At 67.8% G+C, this 20,615-nt stretch carries 18 protein-coding genes and 1 pseudogene; 4 read left to right on the top strand and 15 right to left on the bottom strand.

Going from position 1 to position 20,615, the window contains the following annotated elements; translation table 11 throughout:
* Position 1 precedes the first annotated feature (1 nt).
* From EOE48_RS03750 to EOE48_RS03740, 3 genes are all read right to left on the bottom strand, one after another.
* On the bottom strand, positions 2–1,315 hold the full coding sequence (locus EOE48_RS03750) for an MFS transporter (protein ID WP_127727436.1): 1,314 nt from the start codon (positions 1,313–1,315) through the stop codon (positions 2–4).
* Positions 1,316–1,396: 81 nt separating this feature from the next.
* Positions 1,397–2,149, bottom strand: a complete 753-nt coding sequence (locus tag EOE48_RS03745; RefSeq protein WP_127727435.1) for a glucose 1-dehydrogenase — start codon at positions 2,147–2,149, stop codon at positions 1,397–1,399.
* Between the two features lie 199 nt (positions 2,150–2,348).
* On the bottom strand, positions 2,349–3,308 hold the full coding sequence (locus EOE48_RS03740; protein WP_127727434.1) for a LysR family transcriptional regulator: 960 nt from the start codon (positions 3,306–3,308) through the stop codon (positions 2,349–2,351).
* A gap of 136 nt (positions 3,309–3,444) precedes the next feature.
* Here EOE48_RS03740 and EOE48_RS03735 point away from each other — a divergent pair, with 136 nt between their 5' ends.
* The gene (locus EOE48_RS03735) at positions 3,445–6,015 is read left to right on the top strand and encodes a 2-oxoglutarate dehydrogenase E1 component (RefSeq protein WP_127727433.1); all 2,571 of its coding nucleotides are present in this window, start codon (positions 3,445–3,447) and stop codon (positions 6,013–6,015) included.
* 987 nt (positions 6,016–7,002) lie between these two features.
* The gene (locus EOE48_RS03725; RefSeq protein ID WP_127727431.1) at positions 7,003–8,208 is read left to right on the top strand and encodes a helix-turn-helix transcriptional regulator; all 1,206 of its coding nucleotides are present in this window, start codon (positions 7,003–7,005) and stop codon (positions 8,206–8,208) included.
* A 1-nt stretch (position 8,209) separates the two neighbouring features.
* Here EOE48_RS03725 and EOE48_RS03720 read toward each other — a convergent pair whose 3' ends face one another.
* Positions 8,210–9,139 carry a ribokinase gene (locus tag EOE48_RS03720; RefSeq protein ID WP_127727430.1) on the bottom strand — a complete coding sequence of 310 codons (930 nt, stop codon included), beginning with the start codon at positions 9,137–9,139 and terminating at the stop codon, positions 8,210–8,212.
* Between the two features lie 158 nt (positions 9,140–9,297).
* On the opposite strand from EOE48_RS03720, the gene EOE48_RS03715 reads away from it, so the two are divergent.
* Positions 9,298–10,002 (top strand): GntR family transcriptional regulator, encoded by a 705-nt coding sequence (locus tag EOE48_RS03715; RefSeq protein WP_246153941.1) that lies wholly within the window; start codon positions 9,298–9,300, stop codon positions 10,000–10,002.
* 311 nt (positions 10,003–10,313) lie between these two features.
* Here EOE48_RS03715 and EOE48_RS29730 read toward each other — a convergent pair.
* From EOE48_RS29730 to EOE48_RS03695, 4 genes and pseudogenes are all read right to left on the bottom strand, one after another.
* Positions 10,314–10,470, bottom strand: a pseudogene (locus tag EOE48_RS29730) (pyruvate kinase); the annotation flags it as partial.
* Complete coding sequence (locus EOE48_RS30175; RefSeq protein ID WP_281292723.1) at positions 10,467–10,592, bottom strand: hypothetical protein; 126 nt, start codon at positions 10,590–10,592, stop codon at positions 10,467–10,469. The gene EOE48_RS30175 and the pseudogene EOE48_RS29730, both read right to left, overlap by 4 nt.
* 11 nt (positions 10,593–10,603) lie before the next feature.
* Entirely contained in the window at positions 10,604–11,683 is a 1,080-nt protein-coding gene (locus tag EOE48_RS03700; RefSeq protein ID WP_127727428.1) for a tartrate dehydrogenase, read from the bottom strand.
* Positions 11,684–11,727: 44 nt separating this feature from the next.
* Complete coding sequence (locus EOE48_RS03695; RefSeq protein ID WP_127727427.1) at positions 11,728–13,026, bottom strand: MFS transporter; 1,299 nt, start codon at positions 13,024–13,026, stop codon at positions 11,728–11,730.
* A gap of 155 nt (positions 13,027–13,181) precedes the next feature.
* On the opposite strand from EOE48_RS03695, the gene EOE48_RS03690 reads away from it, so the two are divergent.
* Complete coding sequence (locus tag EOE48_RS03690) at positions 13,182–13,907, top strand: GntR family transcriptional regulator (protein WP_127727485.1); 726 nt, start codon at positions 13,182–13,184, stop codon at positions 13,905–13,907.
* Positions 13,908–14,041: 134 nt separating this feature from the next.
* Here EOE48_RS03690 and EOE48_RS03685 read toward each other — a convergent pair whose 3' ends face one another.
* The 7 genes from EOE48_RS03685 to EOE48_RS03655 all read right to left on the bottom strand — a co-directional run bounded on the left by EOE48_RS03685 (position 14,042) and on the right by EOE48_RS03655 (position 20,605).
* The gene (locus EOE48_RS03685; RefSeq protein ID WP_127727426.1) at positions 14,042–14,803 is read right to left on the bottom strand and encodes an SDR family NAD(P)-dependent oxidoreductase; all 762 of its coding nucleotides are present in this window, start codon (positions 14,801–14,803) and stop codon (positions 14,042–14,044) included.
* Positions 14,804–14,816: 13 nt separating this feature from the next.
* Entirely contained in the window at positions 14,817–15,809 is a 993-nt protein-coding gene (locus EOE48_RS03680; protein ID WP_127727425.1) for an acetamidase/formamidase family protein, read from the bottom strand.
* Between the two features lie 22 nt (positions 15,810–15,831).
* Positions 15,832–16,542, bottom strand: a complete 711-nt coding sequence (locus EOE48_RS03675; protein WP_127727424.1) for an ABC transporter ATP-binding protein — start codon at positions 16,540–16,542, stop codon at positions 15,832–15,834.
* Positions 16,535–17,275, bottom strand: a complete 741-nt coding sequence (locus tag EOE48_RS03670; RefSeq protein ID WP_127727423.1) for an ABC transporter ATP-binding protein — start codon at positions 17,273–17,275, stop codon at positions 16,535–16,537. The genes EOE48_RS03675 and EOE48_RS03670 overlap by 8 nt, the downstream gene beginning before the upstream one ends.
* Entirely contained in the window at positions 17,272–18,321 is a 1,050-nt protein-coding gene (locus EOE48_RS03665) for a branched-chain amino acid ABC transporter permease (RefSeq protein WP_425463616.1), read from the bottom strand. The genes EOE48_RS03670 and EOE48_RS03665 overlap by 4 nt, the downstream gene beginning before the upstream one ends.
* An 11-nt stretch (positions 18,322–18,332) precedes the next feature.
* Positions 18,333–19,205 (bottom strand): ABC transporter permease subunit, encoded by an 873-nt coding sequence (locus EOE48_RS03660; RefSeq protein ID WP_127727421.1) that lies wholly within the window; start codon positions 19,203–19,205, stop codon positions 18,333–18,335.
* Positions 19,206–19,369: 164 nt separating this feature from the next.
* Positions 19,370–20,605 carry an urea ABC transporter substrate-binding protein gene (locus EOE48_RS03655; RefSeq protein ID WP_127727420.1) on the bottom strand — a complete coding sequence of 412 codons (1,236 nt, stop codon included), beginning with the start codon at positions 20,603–20,605 and terminating at the stop codon, positions 19,370–19,372.
* Between the last annotated feature and the right edge of the window lie 10 nt (positions 20,606–20,615).

Below are 20,615 nucleotides of genomic sequence, written 5' to 3'. Positions count from 1 at the left end.
CTCACTCTGCCGGCACGATCTTGGCGACGTCGTGCTTGCGGGCGTGGCCGAGATACAGGGCGATGAAGCCTGCGAGAAGCATCAATGATGCAATCGCGAGCAGCGCGATCTCAATGCTGTTGGTGCTTTGTTTCACGATTCCGATCAGCTGCGGTCCGAGGTAGCCGCCGATATTGCCGATGCAGTTGATGAGAGCGATGCCGACGGCGGCCGCCGCCCCGGTGAGAAAGGCGGTCGGAAGGGTCCAGAACACCGGCAGCGAGACGTTGACGCCGATCAGCGCGATGGACAGCGCGATCAGGCCGCCGACCGGGCTGCTCATGTAGGCCGACATCACCATCCCGGCGGCGCCGACGAACAGGGGCCCGACCAAGTGCCAGATGCGCTCGCCGGTGCGGTCGGAATGCCGGGTCCAGTAGACCATGCCGATCGCCGCCCCGACGCTCGGAAGGCCCGTCAACAGGCCGAGATAGAACGGGTTCGTGATGCCGTGCGACTGCACGAGACCCTTGACGATCTGGGGCATCCAGAAGCCGAGGCCGTAGAGGCCGATGACGGGTCCGAGATAGACGAGCCCGAGCAGCCACAGGCGGCTACTCCTCAGCGCATCCATCAGATGGACGGTGCCGTGGTCGTGGGTCCGGGCGGCCTCTTCGGCACGCATCGTGCTGGTCAGCCAGTCGCGCTGCTCCTTGGTCAACCACGTCGCGTCTTCCGGCTTGTCGGTGAGGTAGTACAGGCAGACCACGCCGAGGACGACGGCCGGAATGGCCTCGATCAGGAACATCCAGCGCCAGCCTTCGAGGCCGAGCAGGCCGTGCATCCCGAACAGCGCCCCGGAGATCGGAGCGCCGATGACACTGGCGAGCGGCGTCGTCAGGATGAACAGGCCGAAGGTGCGGCCGCGGTACTTCGCGGGAAACCACAGCGTCAGGTACAGGATGATGCCAGGGAAGAAGCCGGCCTCGGCGATGCCGAGCAGCAGGCGGAGCGACAGGAAGCTCCACTGGCCCTGGATGAAGGCCATCGCGCCCGAGATGACGCCCCAGGTGATCATGATGCGTGCGATCCAGACGCGCGCACCGAACTTGCGGAGCGCCAGGTTGCTGGGCGGCTCGCACAGGACGTATCCGATGAAGAAGATGCCGGCGCCGAGACCGAAGAGCGCCGGCGAGAACCCCATATCCGCGTTCATGGCGATCGCAGCGAAGCCGACGTTCACGCGATCGAGCCAGCTGATGAAGTAGCAGAGGCACAGGAACGGGATCAATCTCCATGTGATGCGCCGAATCGTGGCCGTCTCGATCTCGTGCATTGGCGTTTCCTCCCTCGGATATTATTGCTAACAATGGGCAGTTATTCTTGTCGTGCTTGATATTCGCCGTCGGCGAATGCGTCAGATGCTCCGGCCGCCATCGATGTCGAGGATGACGCCGGTCAGGAATTCCGCCTCGTCGGATGCGAGAAACAGCGCCGCATTGGCCACGTCTCGGGGTTGGGCGAGTCGCCCGAGCGGCACGATGGCGCGCATCTGCGCACGCAGCTCCGGCGTGTCGTCGCCACCGATGAACGTCTTCAGGAGAGGGGTTTCCGTCGCGACCGGCGCCAGCGCGTTGACGCGGATCCGGGCTCCGGCGAGTTCGAGCGCCAGGGTCTTGGTGAGATTATGCACCGCCCCCTTGCTGGCGTTGTAGTAGGCAAGGCCGGGACGCGGCCGATTTCCGGCCGTCGATCCGACATTGAGGATCACGCCGCCGCCCTGCTTGCGCATGACCGGCGAGATCGCCGCACAATAATGAAAGATCGACTTGAGGTTGACGTCGAACATGCGGTCGAACTCGGCCTCGGGAACGCCCTCGAACGGGCCCTTCTCGTGGCTGGTGCCAGCGTTGTTGACCAGGATGTCGATCCTGCCGAATGCTTCCCGGCCCTGGTCGATCGTCCGCTGCACATCGGCAACCTGAGTGACGTCGGCCTGCACGGCGATGGCGCCTCGACCGATCGTCTCGGCCGCGCGCGCGGCGGCTTCAGGATTCCAGTCGACGACGAGGAGGCGTGCGCCTTCCGCAGCGAAACGTTCGGCGATGGCGAAGCCGATCCCGGAGCCGGCGCCCGTGACGAGCGCGACCTTATCCTGCAAACGCGGCAAATTTTCCTCCCGATTTCCATCCCGTGCGGATGCGACTCCGCCGTCGTTCCGTAGGGAAGCGACAGGGAGCAGTCCGGGGTGGATTGCCGGATATTCACCCCGATCCGAGCATTCGCGAAAAGCCCGGCTGCGCTGATATCAGCTATAACGGTACCGAGCAGGCCGCCCGCCGCGGCTGGGGCTGCCGCGCGCCGGATGGCTATTTCGGTGATCGCAGCGCCCTACCGTCCGCCTTGCGGGTCACGCCGCGCAACACGTCGAGGGGAACGCTGGTCTCGACCGCATCCTCGATGATGCGGACGACCGCACGGACCAGCGGCGTCACAGGCTTGTTGCTCGGCGTGGCGATCACCAGCAATGCGCGCATCGCCGGGGAGGCGAAGGGGCGTACGCGCAGCTTGCCGTCCTTCACTTCGCGATGCACCGACCCGAAGGGCAGCACCGTCGCGCCGACGCCGCGTTCGACCAGTTGCTTGAGCGCCGCAACGCAATCGACCTCGGTCACCACGTGGGGACGAATGCCTTCCGAAGCGCAGGCCGAATCCAGCACGCGCCGCAAACCGTTCTCCGGGCCGGGCAGCACGCATTCGCGACCCGCCAGTTCGGAGAGCATGACCGGATCGTCGTGGTCGTCTCCGTCCGCGGCCGGACGCTCGACGAGAAACAGATCCTCCAACAGCAGCGGCGTGGTAATCAAGCTCGGGCTGCTGCGCGCATCGTAGAGAACGGCGACATCGATCCTCTGCGCTTCGGTCCATTCCAGCAGAATCGCGCTGAATGCTTCGCGGATGCGGAGGCGCGCTTTCGGAAACTCCGCGGCGAAGCGCAGCGCCAGATCGGCACCGAGGCTCGCCGCCAGCGAGGGCGGGATACCGAGCGTGATCTCACCGGACACGTCGAGCGTGCCCGCGGCCAATTCCTCGCGCAGGTCGGAGAGCTGCTGGATCACGCTCTGGCCGACATCAAGGAAGCGCCGGCCGGCTGCCGTCAACGTGACGCCGCGCCCGTGCCGGTAGAAGAGCGGCCCGCGGAGCTCGGTCTCGAGCTTGCCGATCTGCCGGCTCAACGCCGGCTGGCTGACTCCCAGCCGCACGGCCGCGCGCGACAGCGAACCGACCGCAGCGACCTCCAGAAAATACCGGATCTCGAGGAGGTCCACGGCAGATCGCTTCCAGCACCGACACTCCGGTTATATCTTCTATCTCCCAGGGCGCATAGGTCGCGGCGGCGCCGGTGCCTATCATCGCGCGAGCGAGCGCGATCTCGCACATTCCAACGGCTTCGGGGACTTGCCAATGCGGTCATCGCCGCTCTCGAGCGTCAGCTATGCCTATCTCGACGCGATGCAACGGGCCTTCGACGCCGATCCGCAATCGGTCGAGCCCGGCTGGCGGGTCGTGTTCGAGGTTCTCGCCGAGACCGGCTCCCCGGGCGCCGACCTCCGCACGGGGCAGGACGCGCTGTGGCGCGACCGCGGCCACCTGCAGGCGCAACTCGATCCGTTGGCGCCACGAACGGCGACGCACGACCCGCTACAGGCCGTCTATGCCGGTACGCTGGCGATCGAATCCGCCCATATCGACGACGAGTCGCGACGCAGCTGGCTGCGCTCGGCGGTCGAGACCGGGGCCGGCCTGCCCGCGCCCGAAACGCCTCACAGGCTGCTCGCCGATCTGATCGCGGCGGAAGAGTTCGAAGCGTTTCTCGCCAAGAAGTTTCCCACCAAGAAGCGCTTCGGCGCCGAGGGGGCGGAGGCCATCGTGCCCCTGCTGCGCCGCGTGCTGACCCGTGCCGCCAACGAAGGCGTGACGCGCGCGATCATCGGCACGATGCACCGCGGTCGGCTGTCCCTGATGCACAATGTGCTCGGACGTCCCTTCGCCCGGCTGATCGCCGAGATCAAAGGCGCGCATCCCTTCCCGGCCGACGCTGCACGCCCGGCCGACGTTCCGTACCATCTCGGCTACGAGACCGAGCTGATGCTGGACGGCCGCACGATCTCCGTCAGCCTGCTGGCCAATCCATCCCACCTCGAGGCCGTCGATCCGGTGGTTCTCGGCCGCGCCCGCGCAGCGCAGGACGAGGCCGGCGATGCTCGCACGGTTCTGCCGATCATCATCCACACCGATGCCGCCGTGATCGGCCAGGGCCTCGTCGCCGAATGCATTCAGCTCGGCGGTCCTGCCGGCTACAGCGTCGGCGGGACCGTGCATCTGATCGTCAACAACCAGATCGGCTTCACGACGCCGCAGCAGGAAGCGCGCACGTCGCGCTACTGCACCGGGTCATGGAAGGCGGTCGACAGCGTCATCCTGCACGTCAACGGCGACGATCCGGCCGCCGTCGCGAAATCCGCCGACATCGCCGTCGCATGGCGCCAGGTCCAGGGATGCGACGCCGTCGTCGACCTCGTCTGCTACCGTCGCAACGGCCACAACGAGATCGATGAACCAGCCTTCACGCAGCCGACGCTTTACGCCCGCATCGCCGAGCACCCGCCGGTCGCACAGGGATTCGCGCAGCAGGAGATCCGGGCGGGCAGGCTGACGCAGGCCGAGGTGACCGCGATGCGAGACGCCGCGCGGGCGCGACTTCAGGCGGGCTACGACGAGGCTCCGGGCTACCCCATCGAGGCCGATCGCCGTCGGCCCCGGCCGACGTCGCGACCGACCGACGTCGGCGTCAGCGCCGGCACGCTGCAGACGCTCTCCGACCTGCTCGCGGCCGCCCCCGCCGGCATGACGCTGCACCCGCGTATGGGCCGCGTGCTGAAGCAGCGACTGATCGATGCCGCGGGCGTGCCATGGCCGTCCGCCGAGAGTCTCGCCGTCGGCAGTCTGTTGCGCGACGGCGTGGCCGTGCGACTGTCCGGACAGGATGTGGTGCGTGGCGCCTTCTCGCATCGCCATTTCGCGCTGGCCGATTACGACACCGGCGTCACGCATACGAGTCTCGCCCATATCGGCGCGCAGCCGAGTTTCGAGGCCTTCAATTCGCCGCTGTCGGAATATGCCGTGCTCGGCTTCGAATACGGATACAGCCTCGAGCGAAGCGATGCGTTGGTCATCTGGGAAGCGCAATTCGGTGATTTCGCGAACGGCGCCCAGATCATGATCGATCAGTTCGTCGTGGCTGCCGAGGCGAAATGGTGCAATCCCTCTCGTCTCGTCATGCTGCTGCCGCACGGACTCGAAGGGCAGGGACCGGAGCACTCGTCTGCCCGTCTCGAACGGTATCTCCAGCTTGCCGCCGACAACAACATCCGTATCGTCAATCCCTCGACTCCGGCCAACTACTTCCATCTGCTTCGCGCGCAAGGGCTCGGCCGGTACACCTGTCCATTGATCGTGATGGCGGCCAAGAAGCTGCTGCGCCTTCCGGCAGCGCTGTCGCCCGTGACGGATTTCCAGCCGGGCAGCGCGTTCGAGCCGGTGATATCGAGCGTGCCCGACGGCCCGATCGACACCGTGCTGATGTGCTCGGGCAAGATCGCCTACGACCTCGAGGAAGAACGCGCCAGACGCAACGCGACGACCGTCGCCATCCTGCGCCTCGAATGTCTCTATCCGCTGCCGTCCGAGCAGATCGGGGCGCTTCTCCAGCGCTGGCCGGACGCCCGGCTCGTCTGGGTGCAGGAGGAGCCCCGGAACATGGGCGCGTGGAACTGGCTGGACCGCCGGCTCGAAGCCATCGCAACGGATGTCGCCTGCAAGCAGCCAACCTTCGCGTATGTCGGCCGCCCGGAATCGGCATCTCCCGCAGGAAGCTTCCACGGCAATCACGATGCCGATCAGCGAATGATCGCCGCATATGCGTTCTCGTTGAGCGCAGGTGCGGGTTCGAAGGCCAAGAGGCAGGCTGCATGATCGCCGGCCTCGCGAACGAGGTTCGCTTGGTCGGTGGTGAGTCAACGTGCACCTGCGCCTTTCCAGGTCGCCGCCAGGGAGACGTCGCGGACGATTTCCCGGGTCGCCGCGCCCTGTTTCTTCATCGCCGCGGCGATCAAGGCGGAGACCTAAGCAGATTTCGCAAAAGTTTTTGCCGGTTTTGCGACAAAAATCTGCGGCAAAACAAAGACCTGAGCGGACGAAGCGTTGGCTCTCCAACACAAGGCTGCTTAGCTGATCTCGCGGATGCGCATGCCGATGCCGCCGATCGCCTCCGCCGCCCGGCCCGTGGCACCTCGGATTGTCGAACGGCATCGGAACGGGGCCCCTGATCGGCGTCCAATCGGGCCCCCTGTTGCGCGTGGCGCGACGCCCCTGACCAGCCCGGCGAAGCGGGTCGGGGTGGCGCCCGTTGGCGGGCCGGGATGTCGAGCACCACGTCGGCCGAGTGCACGCCCTCGCGCAGCGCCTCGGCACGGGCCGCCTCGAGTTCGCGGCGGATCCGTTCGAGGGCGGCGGGCAGGGCCCAGTGGCCTGCGCGCCGGCTCACGCTGGGAGAAGGGGCAGGTCGAGAACCAGGTCGGGCGGTTGCGCGAGCGCCTGTTCACCCGGAGGCGCGGCGCATGAGCGAAGTCGATTTCCGCGTCGCGAAGCGATCCCGCAGGGATCGCCAGAAGCGATCAATCGGAAATCGTATGAGAAGCCACGGCGAGCTCAACTCCCTGCTGCTCGACAGGGGCGTCGCCCAAGCAGACTTGCGTTGGCACGCCAACGCTTCGTCCGCTTAAATTCTTGTTTTGTCGCAGATTTTTACCGCAAAACCGGCAACCCCTTTTGCGAAATCTGCCTAGCCGAGCCCCCCTGCAGCGCCTCGAAGATCCGGGGCAGCGTCACGCCCCTTGGCGTCCGGAGGCCGTGTCGTTCCCCCGTCCGATGGCGCGAAGGGACGGCGGACTTGCTTGAGAGATGCTCGGCGCACCGTCCCTCGCCGGCGGCATCATCTGTTTGGAGGATGCCGCTGCCTGTTTTGGACTGATATTGGTATTACCGCAACCAGCGAGATCATCGTGGGGCGTCTTGATGCGGGAAGCGCTTATCGACCGGATCTACGAGGCTGCGGGAACCCCGGAGCTCTGGCCGGAAGTCCTTCAGTCGCTCGGCGATACGGCAAACTCGGACGGCGCCGTGCTCACCGTGCTGCCCCCCGTCGGTACGCCCCGCTGGATCGCCTCGCCGGCTTTGGAGCCGCCTCTGGGTCATCGGACGGCCTCGACCTCCTGGCGCAGCGGCAGGCGCACGGCGCAATGGCGCGCCGAGGCCCAAGCGGGCTTCATGCGCGACATCGACCTCGTGTCGGGCTCCTGTGATGGCTGGCCCTGCGAGATCGAGACGCCGTTCTGGCAGGTAGGGACGACGATCCCCCTGCCGACAGGTGACGTGGCGATCGTCACCGCCGAACGTCGGGCCCAAACCGGCCCCCACGAAGCCTCCATCCTGCCCAGGCTCGACGCCTTGCGGCCCCATCTCGTGCGCGCCTGTCATCTCAGCGCCCGGTTCAACTGCGAGCGCTCCCACCTCACCAGCATGACCCTCGACCAGATCGGACTCCCCGCCGCGGTCCTGTCGGCTTCGGGGCGGGTTCTCACCATGAACGCTCGTCTGCAGGAGCGGGAGGAGGTCCTGCCCCCGGGCCAGCACGGCGGTCAGTTGTTCAAGAGCCCGATCAACAGCAATCTGCTGCAGGAGGCGATCGGCAACGTCGTCGGAGGCCGGCATGCGGCGCAGACCATGCCGGTGCGCAGCTATTCCGACCACCGCCCTCAGATCGCTCATATCATGCGCTTGAAACGGCACCCCGGCGACGTCTTCGGTGCCTCGGCGGTGCTGCTCGTCCTCGTGCACGTCGGCGCGCGGGCCGTTCCGGACGACGGCCTCCTGAACATGCTGTTCAACCTCACCCCGGCGGAGGCGCGGCTGCTCCAGGCGCTGGCCGGGGGCTTGCGCCTGCAGAGCTACGCCGAGAGCGTCGGCGTCCAGACGAGCACGGTCCGCACCCAGCTCACCTCGATCTTCAACAAGACCGGGACCAAGCGGCAGGCGGAGTTGCTGAGCATCGTCGCCTCGCTCGCGCTGTTCAGTGGGCAGACGACGAAGTGCTTGGGTGCGGCGTAGATCAAGCCGCGTCGCCGTCCAGGAAGGCGGCCAACGCCTGCGCGGTCGGAAAGGCGTCGAAGGTCCCGAATCGGCAGGTGGTGAGCGCACCGCACGCCGCGGCCTGTCGCAGGGTCGCGGCGAGAGGCTCGTGCGCGAGCAGGCCCGCCATCAGCCCGGCCGTGAAGGCGTCCCCCGCACCGACCGTATCGACTGCCGCCACCGCGAAGGCCGGCTGGTGCAGGGGCGGCGATCCAGGGCGGAACGCCATCGCGCCGCACTCTCCCAGGGTCACCACCAGAAGTTCGAGGCCGCCGTCCAGCAGTGCGGCAATGGCCGGCGTCGCGGCCCGGGCGTCGGCGATGGTGTCGGGAGTTCCGAGGCCGAGGTCGGCGGCCTCGACCGCATTGACGACGAGGATCGCCGTGTCGGCAAGGATCCCCGGATCGATGGGGCGCACCGGCGACGGGTTGAGCAGCGTGGGCCGGCCCAGCGCCCGAGCCAGGGCGAAGGCCTCGCGGGTGGGGGCGTCCGGCGATTCGAAGGTCGCTGCCACGAGGTCCGCCCGCCCGACACGGGCGGCGACGGCTCGGACGTCGTCCGCATCGAGGGCGAGGTTGGCGCCGAGACACACCGCCAGGCAGTTCTCGCCGGAGGCATCGACGAAGGCGACGCCGGCGCCCGTCGAGCCTGCATGTGGCACCAGCATCTCCTCGGAGAACCCGACTTGCGCGAAGGTCGAGCGGACCATCGGGGAGACCATGTCCGTGCCGACCGCAAAGAGTCCGTCCACCGTGATGCCGAGCCGATGCGTGGCGAGCGCGAGGTTGAAGCCCTTGCCGCCAGGCTCCGCCAGGAAGGCCAAGCCATTGAGGGACTCGCCCGCCTGCGGCAGCCGCGCGACCTTGACCGAGCAGGCCATCACGAAGCTTCCGATGACGAAGACGCGCATGGAGTGCTCCGAGCCTATCCGATATAAGCATCTGTAGCGGAGGTCGATCGGACGTGCGCCCCAAAAATCGGACGACAGGCGGTGAGGTCGAGCCGGATTTCGCGGGAGACGAGCGTCCCTCGGTGCTCTCTCTCCTGCGACTGCGCAGCGACACGGCGATGCCGCTGTACCGGCAGATCGAAAGCCAACTGCGCGAGCTCATCCTGTCGGGTTCGCTGCCGCCGGGCGTCATCCTGCCGGCAGAGCGCCAGCTCGCCGACAGCCTCGGGGTCAGCCGCGTCACCGTCCAGCGCGCCTATGCCGAACTCAGCGACAACGACTTCCTTGTGCCGCGCGGGCGCTCCGGCTTCCTCGTACGCCGCCCCCCCGAGCCCGTGCGCCCGGGCATGGACCGGCTCAAGGGCTTCACGGAGGAGATGCGGGAGCTGGGGAAGATCCCGTCCTCGCGCATTCTCGATCGGGCGGTCACCCAGGACCGCTCGATCGCTTCGATCTTCGGCCTGCCCTCGACGGCCCCGTTCCTGCGCCTGACGCGCGTTCGTTCCGGCGACGGCGTGCCGATGTCCCGCGAGGTCGCTTGGTACAACATCCGCGCGGTGCCCGCCCTTGAGACCGGCGATCTCTCCGGCTCCGTCTACGCCTTCCTGGGCGGGCACCCGAACGGCCGTCTCGTGCGCTGCGAGCAGACGGTGGAGGCGACGATGCCGACGGCGGACGAATGCGAGATCTTCGCCTTCGAACGGCCGCTCCCGTGCCTGCTGATCAAGCGCCACAGCTACAATCAGGACTCAGTCATGATCGAGTATGTCGAGGGCCTGTTCCGGGGAGATGTATACCGCTATCGACTGAATTTGAGCGCTTAGTGAATTCAATTGATATATCTCCACGCTCGGCAGGGCGTAGTCGGCTGTATAAATATATCTGCTTATTTTGAATGATTATTAATATCTATGCTTGCGGATTCAGCCGGAAGATCTGTAACGGCGACAGGCGAGCATTGTCGGGAGGCGTTTCCCTGCGGCCGGCGTAGAATACAAGAGGTCATTGAAAATGACCTCTGGTTCCGTTTTCGGATTCCTGCCAAGCCTTTGGCTCGGTATCGAAAATTCGAAATGGGTCGATAGCCCTGTCGATCTCGGGCTTGCCCGAGATCGGAGTCGATGCGTCAGCATCCTGGGCCGTTGGCATAAGTCCTGGAGGATGCCGATCGGGCGACCGACCTCCGTCCCCAGGGCCCGGATCGCGGCGCCAACCCGGGCGTGATCATCCTGCGTGCCATGACCGACGTCGAGGCGGAACGTGTCGACCCCAGCCAGGAACAGGGCCCTCAGCCGGCCACGATCGTGCGGCCGCGCGGCGGCTCCGGCAGGGCCCGGGCGAGGCTGACGGCAGGATCGGCCGCGGCCAGGGCGGCCGCGAACAGCCGCCGCAGGAAGGCTCCGGGCTCGGTCACGGCGCGTCCCCCTACTCGTTGTCGCCCCGGATCGCGGCGATGACCGCATCCGTGACCTGCCGGGTCGTCGCCTTGCCGCCGAGGTCGGGGGTGTGCAGGTTCGGGTCGGCGGTGACGCGCTCGACGGCGCGCATCAGCCGGTCGGCCGCCGGCTTCTCGCCGAGGTGCTCGAGCATCTGGCAGGCGGTCCAGAACGTCGCGACCGGGTTGGCGATGCCCTTGCCGGCGATGTCGAAGGCCGAGCCGTGGATCGGTTCGAACATCGACGGGAAGGCGCGCTCCGGGTTGATGTTGGCGGTCGGCGCGATGCCGAGCGAGCCGGCGAGCGCCGCGGCGAGATCCGACAGGATGTCGGCGTGCAGGTTGGTGGCGACGATGGTGTCGAGGGTCTCGGGCTTGATCACCATGCGCATCGTCATGGCGTCGACCAGCATCTTGTCCCAGGTCACGTCCGGGAAGTCCTGCGCCACCTCGGCGGCGATCTCGTCCCACATCACCATGGCGTGGCGCTGGGCGTTCGACTTCGTCACCACGGTGAGCAGCTTGCGCGGGCGGCTCTGCGCCAGTCTGAACGCATAGCGGATGATGCGCTCGACGCCGCTGCGGGTCATCATCGAGACGTCGGTGGCGACCTCGTTGGGATGGCCCTGATGCACCCGGCCGCCGACCCCGGCGTACTCGCCCTCCGAGTTCTCGCGCACGATCACCCAGTCGAGCTCCGGGCCCGAGACGTGGCGAAGCGGGCTGGTGATCCCGGGCAGGATCCGGGTCGGGCGCACGTTGGCGTACTGGTCGAAGGGCTGGCAGATCGCGAGGCGCAGGCCCCACAGGGTGATGTGGTCGGGCACGTCCGGCGCGCCGACGGCGCCGAAGTAGATCGCGTCGTGGTAGCGGATCTGCTCGCGGCCGTCCGCCGGCATCATCACGCCGTGCGTCTTGTAGTAGTCCGAGCCCCAATCGAAGTGATCGAACTGGAACCGGAACGTGCCGGTCTTCTCGGCCAGGGCGTTGAGCACCTCGACGCCGGCGGCGATGACCTCGATGCCGATGCCGTCGGCCGGGATCGCGGCGATCTTGTAGGTCTTGGTCATGATCGAACTCCGGGTGGGATGAGAGATGCCATCTGAACAGGGGATCAGTGGGCGGTGACGTCGGCTGCTCCAGCACGCCGCCCCGCACGGGCGACGGTGAGGGTCAGCACCGCGGACACGACCAGCAGGCCGGCCACGAAGACCAGTCCGCCGGTGAAGCTGCCGGTCTTGTCCTTGATCCAGCCGATCGCCCAGGGGCCGACGAAGCCGCCGAGATTGCCGATCGAGTTGATCGTCGCGATGCCGACGGCCGCCGCCGAGCCCGACAGGAACATCGTCGGCATCGCCCAGAGCGGAGGCTTGGCCGCGCTGATGCCGACATTGACCAGGCTCAGCGCCGCGATCACCGCGGCGACCGAGGTGGCGCCGCCGGCCAGCACGAGACCGGCCGAGGCGACCAGACACGCGATGGCGACGTGCCACTTGCGCTCGCCGGTCCTGTCCGAGTGACGTGCCCACAGGATCATCGCCACGACCGCGATGGTCGGCGGCACGCCGTTGAGGAAGCCGACCGCCATGGTGGAGAGCCCGAAGCTCTTGATGATCTGCGGCGCCCAGATGCCGAGCGTGTAGAGGCCGGCCGAGGTTCCGAAGTAGATCAGGGCGAGTGACAGCACGCGGATATCGGCGAGACCCGCCATGATGCTGTGCTTGGCGGCCGTCTGCTTGGCGGCCCGCTCGGCGTTCATCTCGGCGACGAGCCATGCCCGCTGGTCGTCGGCGAGCCACTTCGCCTTCTCGGGCCGATCGGTCATGTAGAACAGCACGACGACCCCGAGCACGACGGCGGGCGCCGCCTCGACGAGGAACATCCACTGCCAGCCGTGCAGGCCGAGGATGCCGTCCATGTCGAGCAGCGCGCTCGAAACCGGCGAGCCGAGCACGACCGAGATCGGGGCAGCGGCCATGAACAGCGAGACGACGCCGGCGCGGTATCGGGCCGGGAACCAGTAGCTCAGATAGAGGATGATGCCGGGAAAGAAGCCGGCTTCTGCCGCGCCGAGCAGGAAGCGCAGGGCGTAGAAGCTGTATTCGCCTTTCACGAAAGCGAAGGCGCCCGAGATGATGCCCCAGGTGATCATCACCCGGGCGATCCAGAGCCGCGCGCCGACCTTGTCGAGGATGACGTTCGAGGGCACCTCGAACAAGAAGTACCCAAAGAAAAATATTCCTGCCCCGAAACCGAAGACGGCCGAGGAGAAGCCGAGATCCCTGTTCATCGTCAGCGCGGCGAAGCCGATGTTCACGCGGTCGAGGAAGGCGATGAAATAGAGCAGGCAGATGAAGGGAACCAAGCGCCACGCGACCCGGCGCATGGTCGCTGTCTCGAGCGACACGTCCATCGTTTCCTCCTGCTGCGGCTGCGCTCCATTCATTCTTGAGCGCTATCTTCCATGCAAGCTGGAATGCTGGTTAAAAGGCCGTGAACGCGGTGTCAATCGCTGTTCCGCCGCTGGTATGGAAGATAACAGGCATGCTGCATCGCAGGAGGCGCGGGATGGTGCGGGCGCGGCCCAAGGGACCACGGGAAGGCGGGCAGCAGGGCGAAGACGGCGAGAGGCGGACCTCGCTCGTCGACGACGCTTACGCAGCGATGCGCGCCAACATCCGCGACGCGACCTTCGCGCCCGGCTACCAAGCTTCCGAACAGGAGATCGCGTTGCGGCTCGGGATGAGCCGGACGCCGGTCCACGAGGCGGCGATCCGGCTTCAGGAGGACGGTCTGGTGCGCGTCCTGCCGCGCAAAGGCATCCTCATCCTGGCCCTCGCCCCCGACGACGTGCGGGAGATCTACGACGTGATCATCGCCATCGAGGGTCGCGCGGCCGAACTCGTCGCGGCTCTCCCGGAGGCCGGGCGGGCTGCCGCTGCAGAGGATCTCGACGCACACACGACGAGGATGGAGGAGGCATACGCCCGCCAAGACCTTCCGGCTTGGGGTGGAGCGGATGCGGCGTTCCACGCCGCGCTGATCGAGCACGCCCGGAACGGGCGGATGAGCCGGATCGTGCAGACGGTCAACGATCAGTCACACCGTGCACGCATGCTGACGCTCAACCTGCGGCGCGGTCTCGATGCTTCGATCGCGGAACACCGGGAGATCGCCCACGCGATCCGTTCGGGAGATCCTGGCGCGACGCTGGACGCGGCTCGTCGCCACCGTCTTCGCGCTCGCGATGAACTTCTGCCTCTTCTCGCGAGCTACGGCTTGAAGCACTTGTAGATGCTGCAGGCCTGGAAAACGAATTTTTCAGCCACTTTGAACCGCCCGGAGACTCGAACCGCAGCGCCCTCCCCTGCCCTGCCCCGGTGACCGGCCGGCGCCACGGAACCAGCCCGAGGCGGGAGGGCGCATGCTCAGAACTGAACCCCCCGGGTCAATGCGCCGTCGACGACGAGGTTGGTGCCGGTGATGAAGCTCGCGGCCGGGCTCGCCAGGAACACGGCGGCGCGGGCGATCTCCTCCGGGCGGGCCATCCGGCCGGTCGGGTTGAGGCGCAGGGCCTCGGCGAACAGCGTCGGGTTGCCCTCCTGGATCCGGTGCCACACCCCGCCCTCGAAATAGGTGTTGCCCGGCGACACCGTGTTGGCGCGGATGGCCTTGCCCGCGAGCTGGAAGGCGAGCCCCTGCGCGTAGTGGATCAGGGCCGCCTTGAAGGCGCCGTAGGGCCCGGCCGCGAAGTCGATCTCGCGGCCCGACACGCTCGAGATGACGACGATCGACCCGGCCTCCGAGCGTTCGAGGAACGGCATCGCGGCCTCGACCGCCGCGACGGTGCCCATGATGTCGACCGAGAAGCCGGAGCGCCACGCCGCCTCGTCGGCCCCGACCGCGAGCGCGCTGACGTTGGGCACCAGGATGTCGAGGCCGCCGAGTTCCTCCCCGGCCTGCGCGATCCAGGCCCTGAGGGCATCGGAATCGGCGACGTCGACGGCGCGGCCCGTCGCCGCCACGCCCCTGGCGCGGAGCGCCGCCACCTTGGCGGCGACCTCCTCGTCGCTGCGGGCGCAGAGCGCGACGGCGGCGCCCTCCTCCGCCAGGAGGTCGGCGATGGCGCCGCCGATCCCCTTGGTGCCGCCGGTGACGAGGGCCCGAAGCCCCTTCAGACCGAGATCCATGGCGCGCTCCTGCTCAAGCCAGCGCGATCGACTTCGCGATCGAGGCGCCGAGAGTGTATTTCGGATCGACCATGTTGCCGAGGCGCACCCGCCCGCACTGGGTGAGCAGCATGTAGGCGTCGATCTCCTCGAAGCCGAAATCGCTGGCAAGCCAGCGCACCAGCTCGCGATAGGCGATGCGGGCGGCGTCCTCCATCGGCCGCGACGAGCCGACGGTCATGAAGAAGTCCTGCGTCTCCAGGCGCGGCCATCGGATCGTCCAGCCCTTGATGAGGTCGATCTGCACCGTGGTGTGGGTCGGGTGCTCGACCGCCACGCCACAGAGTTCGCCGTCCCCTTGCGCGGCGTGGCAGTCGCCGAGATAGAGCAGCGCCCCCTTGGTGTTGACCGGCAGGTAGATCACCGCGCCGACGCCGACATCGGGCAGGTCCATGTTGCCGCCGTAGTAGTCGGGCTGGAGCGAGGAGATCGCCTCGATCTCCGGCGAGGTGCCGATCGTGCCGATGAACGGCTGGTACGGCAGGGTGATGCGGTCGTTCCAGCGCACGCCGGTCTCGGCCGTGACCTCGAGCTTGCGCACCCGCTCCGGCAGCGACGGGTTGAGGAGCGCGGTGTCGGCCGTCGCGACGAGGCCGCCGAACTCCGGCATGATCAGCGTCGTGCCGCAGGGCTGGGGCCCGCGCGGGCGGATCGACCTGATGGCGACCGCCAGGCAGTCGCCCTTCTCGGCGCCGTTGACGTAGATCGGCCCGTTCTGCGGGTTGAGGTAGGGGAAGTTCAGGATCTTGGTCGGGCTGTCGGTCTCGTGGCGGATCTTGCCCTCGAAGGCGTCGTGGGTCTCCACCGTGACCACGGCGCCGGGATCGACGGTGAGCACCGGATCGACGAAGGGTCCGTAGACGTAGTGGTAGCGGCCCTGCTCGGCCTCCGTGATGGTGTGCTCGGCGCCCGGCTTGCCCTGGGCCACGCCCTTCTTCGCCATGATCGATTGGTCGAGCCACTGCATGGTCGTCTCTCCCTTGGTTGTGTCAGACGGCGAGGTGGCGCCGCACGAGGTCGCGGTCGTCGAGGTCCCGCGCCGTCAGCTCCGCGACGATCCGGCCCTTGTCCATGACGTAGCTGCGCTGCGCCATCGCACGGATCAGGTCGAGGTTCTGTTCCACGAACACCACCGTCACCCCGGTGCGGCGGTTGAGGTCGACGAGGGTGCGGCCGATCTCCTGCACCACCGAGGGCTGGATGCCCTCGGACGGCTCGTCGAGCAGGATCAGCGACGGGGCGCCGACCAGCACGCGGCCGATCGCGAGCTGCTGCTGCTGCCCGCCCGACAGGGTGCCGGCGCGCTGCCCCCGGCGCTCGCGCAGGATCGGGAACGGGCCGTAGGCGCGCTCGATCTCGAACGGCGTGCTCGGCGGCAGCAGCGAGGCACCGACCGCGAGGTTGTCGGCGACGCTCATGCGCGGGAAGACGTCGCGCCCCTGCGGCACGTAGCCGATGCCGAGGCGCGCCCGCCTGTGGGCGGCGAGACGTTCCACCGCCTGTCCCTTGAAGGCGATGGCGCCCGCGGCCGCCGGCAGGAGACCGATCAGGCTGCGCATCAGGGTCGACTTGCCGACGCCGTTGCGGCCGATCACCGCCACGATCTCGCCGGCCCGGATGCTGAGGTCGACGCCCTGCAGCACCGGCTTGCCGCCGTAGCCGGCGCGCAGGCCCGCGGTCGAGAGGAGCACGTCAGGCATCCTGGGTCCTCCGCGCTGCGTCCGTCTCCCCGAGATAGATCGCCGCGACCGCCTCGTTCGCCACGATCTCGTCGGTCGACCCTTGCGCGAAGGTGCGCCCGACATGGAGCACGGTGACCCGCTGCGCGATCTGCCGGACGAAGGCCATGTCGTGCTCGATCGCCAGGATCGCGACGCCGTCGCGGTTCAGCGCCTGCACCATCTCGCCGGTGGCGAAGGTCTCGGCCGGCGACATCCCGGCGGTGGGCTCGTCGAGGAGCAGGAGGCGGGGTTTCAGGCTGATCGCCATGCCGATCTCGAGCCACTGCTTCTGGCCGTGGCTGAGGGTGCCGGCCCGCTCGCCGGCCGACTCCGCGAGGTTGAGGAAGGCGAGAAGCCGCCGGATCTCGGCCCCGAGGGAGGCGCCCTCCAGGTGGTGCTGGAGCGCGATCTCGAGGTTGTGGGCGACCGTCAGCCCGGGGAAGATCCCCGGAACCTGGAACTTGACGCTGAGGCCCCGGCGCACCCGCTCGAAGGGCTTGAGCGCCGTGATGTCCTCGCCGCGATAGAGCACCTGCCCGCGCTCCGGCGCGTACTCGCCGATGAGCAGGCGGAAGAAGGTGCTTTTGCCCGCGCCGTTCGGCCCGATCAGGCAGTGGACCTCGTTCTCGCGAAGCGCGAAGTCGACGTCGTTGGTGACGTGCAGGCCGCCGAAATGCTTGTTCAGACCCCGGGTTTCGAGAATGGCGGTCATCGCGCGGGCGCCTTCCTGCCGAGGCGCGCGAGCCCGCGCATCAGCGCGACGACGAGGCCCTCGGGGGCGGCGAGCACCACCACGACGAGGAGCAGGCCCATCACCACCAGCGCGTACTGGCTGCCGTAGATCGTCAGGGCCTGGAAGCCGCCCAGCACCGCGAGCGTGCCGACGAGGGTGGCGGTCAGGTCGCCCCGGCCGCCGACCGCGACCCAGATGACCGGGAGCGCGGCCGCGGTGAGCCCCATGCTGGAGGGCGTGATGTACTGGCCCCAGGCCGTGTAGAGCGTGCCGGAGAGGCCGGCCAGCGCCGAACCGATCACGAAGGCGCCGAGCTGGTAGCGCCGCACGTCGTAGCCCAGCATCTCGGCCCGCTCGGGGTTCTCGCGGATCGCCACCAGCACGTTGCCGAACCGGGCGTTCACCAGGATCCGCAGGCCAAGGTAGGTGAGGACGAGGAGGCCGAGCAGCGCGTAGTAGAGCGCGACGTCGGGAAACAGCACGAGGTCGCCGTCGAACCACGGCACGGTGAGCGGCGGCATGCCGCTCATGCCGTTGTAGCCGTTGAGGCGCGCCGCCCCGATGCGCCAGTCGGGTCCGGCGGTCTGCGCCATGAAGCGCTCCATGGCGAGCGTCACCGACAGGGTGATGATGCCGAGGAACACGCCGCCGATCCGGCCGAAGAACAGGAAGTAGCCGAGCAGCGCGGCGAACCCGGCCGCCAGCGCCACCGCCAGCACGACCGCCGCGATGGTGAAGCCGTAGGCCGCGCCGACATTGAGGGTGAGCACGCCGTAGGCGTAGCCTGAGAGGCCGAAGAACGCGGTCTGGCCGAAGCTGAGCGCGCCGCCGTAGCCCCAGATCAGGCACAGGCCGAGCGCCATGAACACCCAGCAGAAGAAATAGGCGGTGTTGCCGACCGTGTAGCCGTCGGCGAACCACGGATAGGCGACCGCCAGGGCGAGCACGACCGCGAAGGCGGCCCAGAAGGCGGGGCCGCGGCCGAGGGTCTGCGGCCCTTCGAGCCGCCGGAGGAGGCGAAGCATCGCGAAATCCCTCATGCCCGCTCGCGCAGGATCAGGCCGGAGATCCCCCGCGGCAGGACCCGGATCACCAGGATCACCGCGACGAGGAGCCCGATCTGGCCGAAGAGCTGGCCCTGCCACGAGGTCAGCCCCGCCCGCACCGCGCCGAGCACCAGGGCGGCGGGCGCCGTGCCGAGGAAGATGTCGGCCCCGCCGACCACCACGGTGACGAAGGCCTCCATGATGAAGGTGGTGCCCATGGTCGGCACGATCGTCATGGTCGGGGCGTAGAGGCCGCCGGTGAGGCCGGCGAGCGCCGCCCCGATCCCGAAGGTGAGCGCGTAGACCTTGCGGGTGTCGACGCCGAGCGCCTCCGCCATGTGCGGCACCTGGATCGTCGCCCGCGCCAGGGTGCCGAAGCGGGTGGCGTTGAAGGCGAGGTAGAGCCCGGCGAGCACGGCCAGCGCCGCCAGCATCAGCACCACCCGGTAGGTCGAGTAGGAGTAGCTGCCGAGCGTGAAGCTGCCGAGGGGCGTGCCGACACCCGGCATGCTGGAGCCGAGCACGATCAGCGTCCCTTGCGTCGCCGCCAGGCTGACGCCCCAGGTCGCCACGATCGTGTCGAGGGGCCGGCCGTAGAGGTGGCGGATCACCAGGCGCTCCAGCACCATGCCGATTGCCCCGGCGACGAGCGCACCCGCCAGGATGCCGAGCGGCAACGGTAGCCCGGCCCGGGTCGTCGCGACGGTGACGTAGGCGCCGCACATGATGAACTCGCCGTGGGCGAGGTTGATGACGCCCATCATGCCGAACACCACCGCGAGGCCGCAGGCGGCGAGCACCAGGAACGCGAACGCGTCCCCGAGTTGGTAGAGGAAGGCGAAGACCGTATCGAGGAGGACCATGCGGGAGCTGTCTCAGGAGTGATCCGCGTTCCGCTCGATCTGCCGAACGAAGATAGAGCGCCCTCCCCTCTCCCGGGTGGGAGAGGGGATCCCGCGCTTTACTCGTTTCGGATCAGATCAAGCGGCGTTCACATGAACCGAAGTTGAAGCCCCGGCAGGGGCCGTCACGGCTTGGGCGGGTTGCTCGGGGTGTACTGCGCCATCGGGTCCTTCTTGGTCAGGTCGCAGCCCGCCTGGCCGAGCCAGTACGGCTTGATGTCGGTCCAGGTCTTGGGGAATGAGATCTTGTGCTTCTCGTCGACCTTGGCGAGGTAGATCGTGTGCGAGACGTGCTGGCTCTTCGGGTCGATGCAGACCCGGCCCTCGGGGGCGTCGACGCAGACGTCGCCGGCGGCGATGACCTTGCGCAGGTCGGCCCGCTTGGTCGAGCCGTTCGCCCGCTCGACCATCTGCTTGTAGAGGTAGACCGCGTGGTAGGAGTTCTCGGCCTCCTGGTTGACGTAGGGCTCGTTGGGAAACTTCGCCTTCCACTTGGCCAGGAACGCCTTGCTCTCGGGGGTATCGACCTCCTCGATGTAGTTGGTCGTCACGTACATGTTGGCGAGGCTCGGCGGCTGGAAGCGCTTGTGCTCGTAGCCCTGGCCGACATTGACCGAGGAGCCCATCGGCACCTTCAGGTTCGCGGCCGCCGCCTGCTCGTAGTACGACGCCTGGGCGGTGCCGACGAGCAGCGTCATCAGGATGTCGGGCTTGGCCTTCTGGATGTTCTGGATCGTCTGCGAGAATTGCGACACGCCGAGCGGGATGAACTCCTCGCCGACCATCTCGCCGCCGTTCTCCTTCACGATGTTGCGTACCCACTCGGCCGAGATCTGGCCGAAGTTGTAGTCGGCCGCGATGGTGTAGACCCGCTTGCCGAACTTCTCCATCATCCACGGGATCAGGGTCGAGAATTGCTGCTCGGGCACGGCGCCGGTCACCACCATGTGGCCGTCGCAGACGCCGCCCTCGTACTGGTTGTTGTAGAAGGCGAAGCCGTCGAGCTGGTCGACGATCGGCCGGTAGGCCTCGCGCGAGGCGGAGGAGAAGCCGGCGAAGACGACGGCGACCTTGTCGCGCTGGAGCACCCGGCGCATGAACTCCTGGTAGCGGGTGTTGTCGGACTGGGTGTCGTAGATCACCAGCTCCAACTTGCGCCCGGCGATGCCGCCCGCCGCGTTGATCTCGTCCGCCGCGAGCTGGATGCCGTGGACCTTGCCGATGGTGGCGACGGCGAAGTCGCCGGACTGGTCCTCGAGCACGCCGAGCTTGATCGGGTCGGCGGCCTGCGCGCCGGTGGCGCCGAGCATCAGGGCGGCCGCGAGGGCGGTCAGGCGGGATCCGTTCCTGGGTCTCGTCATGGTGGGCGTC

The sequence above is a fragment of the Methylobacterium oryzihabitans genome (genome assembly GCF_004004555.2).
In the GTDB taxonomy this organism is placed as follows: Bacteria; Pseudomonadota; Alphaproteobacteria; order Rhizobiales; family Beijerinckiaceae; genus Methylobacterium; species Methylobacterium oryzihabitans.
The sequence above is the reverse complement of the archived record's forward strand: the minus strand, read 5'-3'. Positions and strand labels throughout refer to the sequence as shown.

Coding starts and splice junctions, on each gene's coding strand:
- EOE48_RS03750 (WP_127727436.1), bottom strand. CDS start 1,315: ATGCACGAGATCGAGACGGCCACGATTCGGCGCATCACATGGAGATTG.
- EOE48_RS03735 (WP_127727433.1), top strand. CDS start 3,445: ATGCGGTCATCGCCGCTCTCGAGCGTCAGCTATGCCTATCTCGACGCG.
- EOE48_RS03725 (WP_127727431.1), top strand. CDS start 7,003: ATGCTCGGCGCACCGTCCCTCGCCGGCGGCATCATCTGTTTGGAGGAT.
- EOE48_RS03720 (WP_127727430.1), bottom strand. CDS start 9,139: ATGCGCGTCTTCGTCATCGGAAGCTTCGTGATGGCCTGCTCGGTCAAG.
- EOE48_RS03715 (WP_246153941.1), top strand. CDS start 9,298: ATGCCGCTGTACCGGCAGATCGAAAGCCAACTGCGCGAGCTCATCCTG.
- EOE48_RS03700 (WP_127727428.1), bottom strand. CDS start 11,683: ATGACCAAGACCTACAAGATCGCCGCGATCCCGGCCGACGGCATCGGC.
- EOE48_RS03695 (WP_127727427.1), bottom strand. CDS start 13,026: ATGGACGTGTCGCTCGAGACAGCGACCATGCGCCGGGTCGCGTGGCGC.
- EOE48_RS03690 (WP_127727485.1), top strand. CDS start 13,182: ATGGTGCGGGCGCGGCCCAAGGGACCACGGGAAGGCGGGCAGCAGGGC.
- EOE48_RS03685 (WP_127727426.1), bottom strand. CDS start 14,803: ATGGATCTCGGTCTGAAGGGGCTTCGGGCCCTCGTCACCGGCGGCACC.
- EOE48_RS03680 (WP_127727425.1), bottom strand. CDS start 15,809: ATGCAGTGGCTCGACCAATCGATCATGGCGAAGAAGGGCGTGGCCCAG.
- EOE48_RS03675 (WP_127727424.1), bottom strand. CDS start 16,542: ATGCCTGACGTGCTCCTCTCGACCGCGGGCCTGCGCGCCGGCTACGGC.
- EOE48_RS03670 (WP_127727423.1), bottom strand. CDS start 17,275: ATGACCGCCATTCTCGAAACCCGGGGTCTGAACAAGCATTTCGGCGGC.
- EOE48_RS03665 (WP_425463616.1), bottom strand. CDS start 18,321: ATGCTTCGCCTCCTCCGGCGGCTCGAAGGGCCGCAGACCCTCGGCCGC.
- EOE48_RS03660 (WP_127727421.1), bottom strand. CDS start 19,205: ATGGTCCTCCTCGATACGGTCTTCGCCTTCCTCTACCAACTCGGGGAC.
- EOE48_RS03655 (WP_127727420.1), bottom strand. CDS start 20,605: ATGACGAGACCCAGGAACGGATCCCGCCTGACCGCCCTCGCGGCCGCC.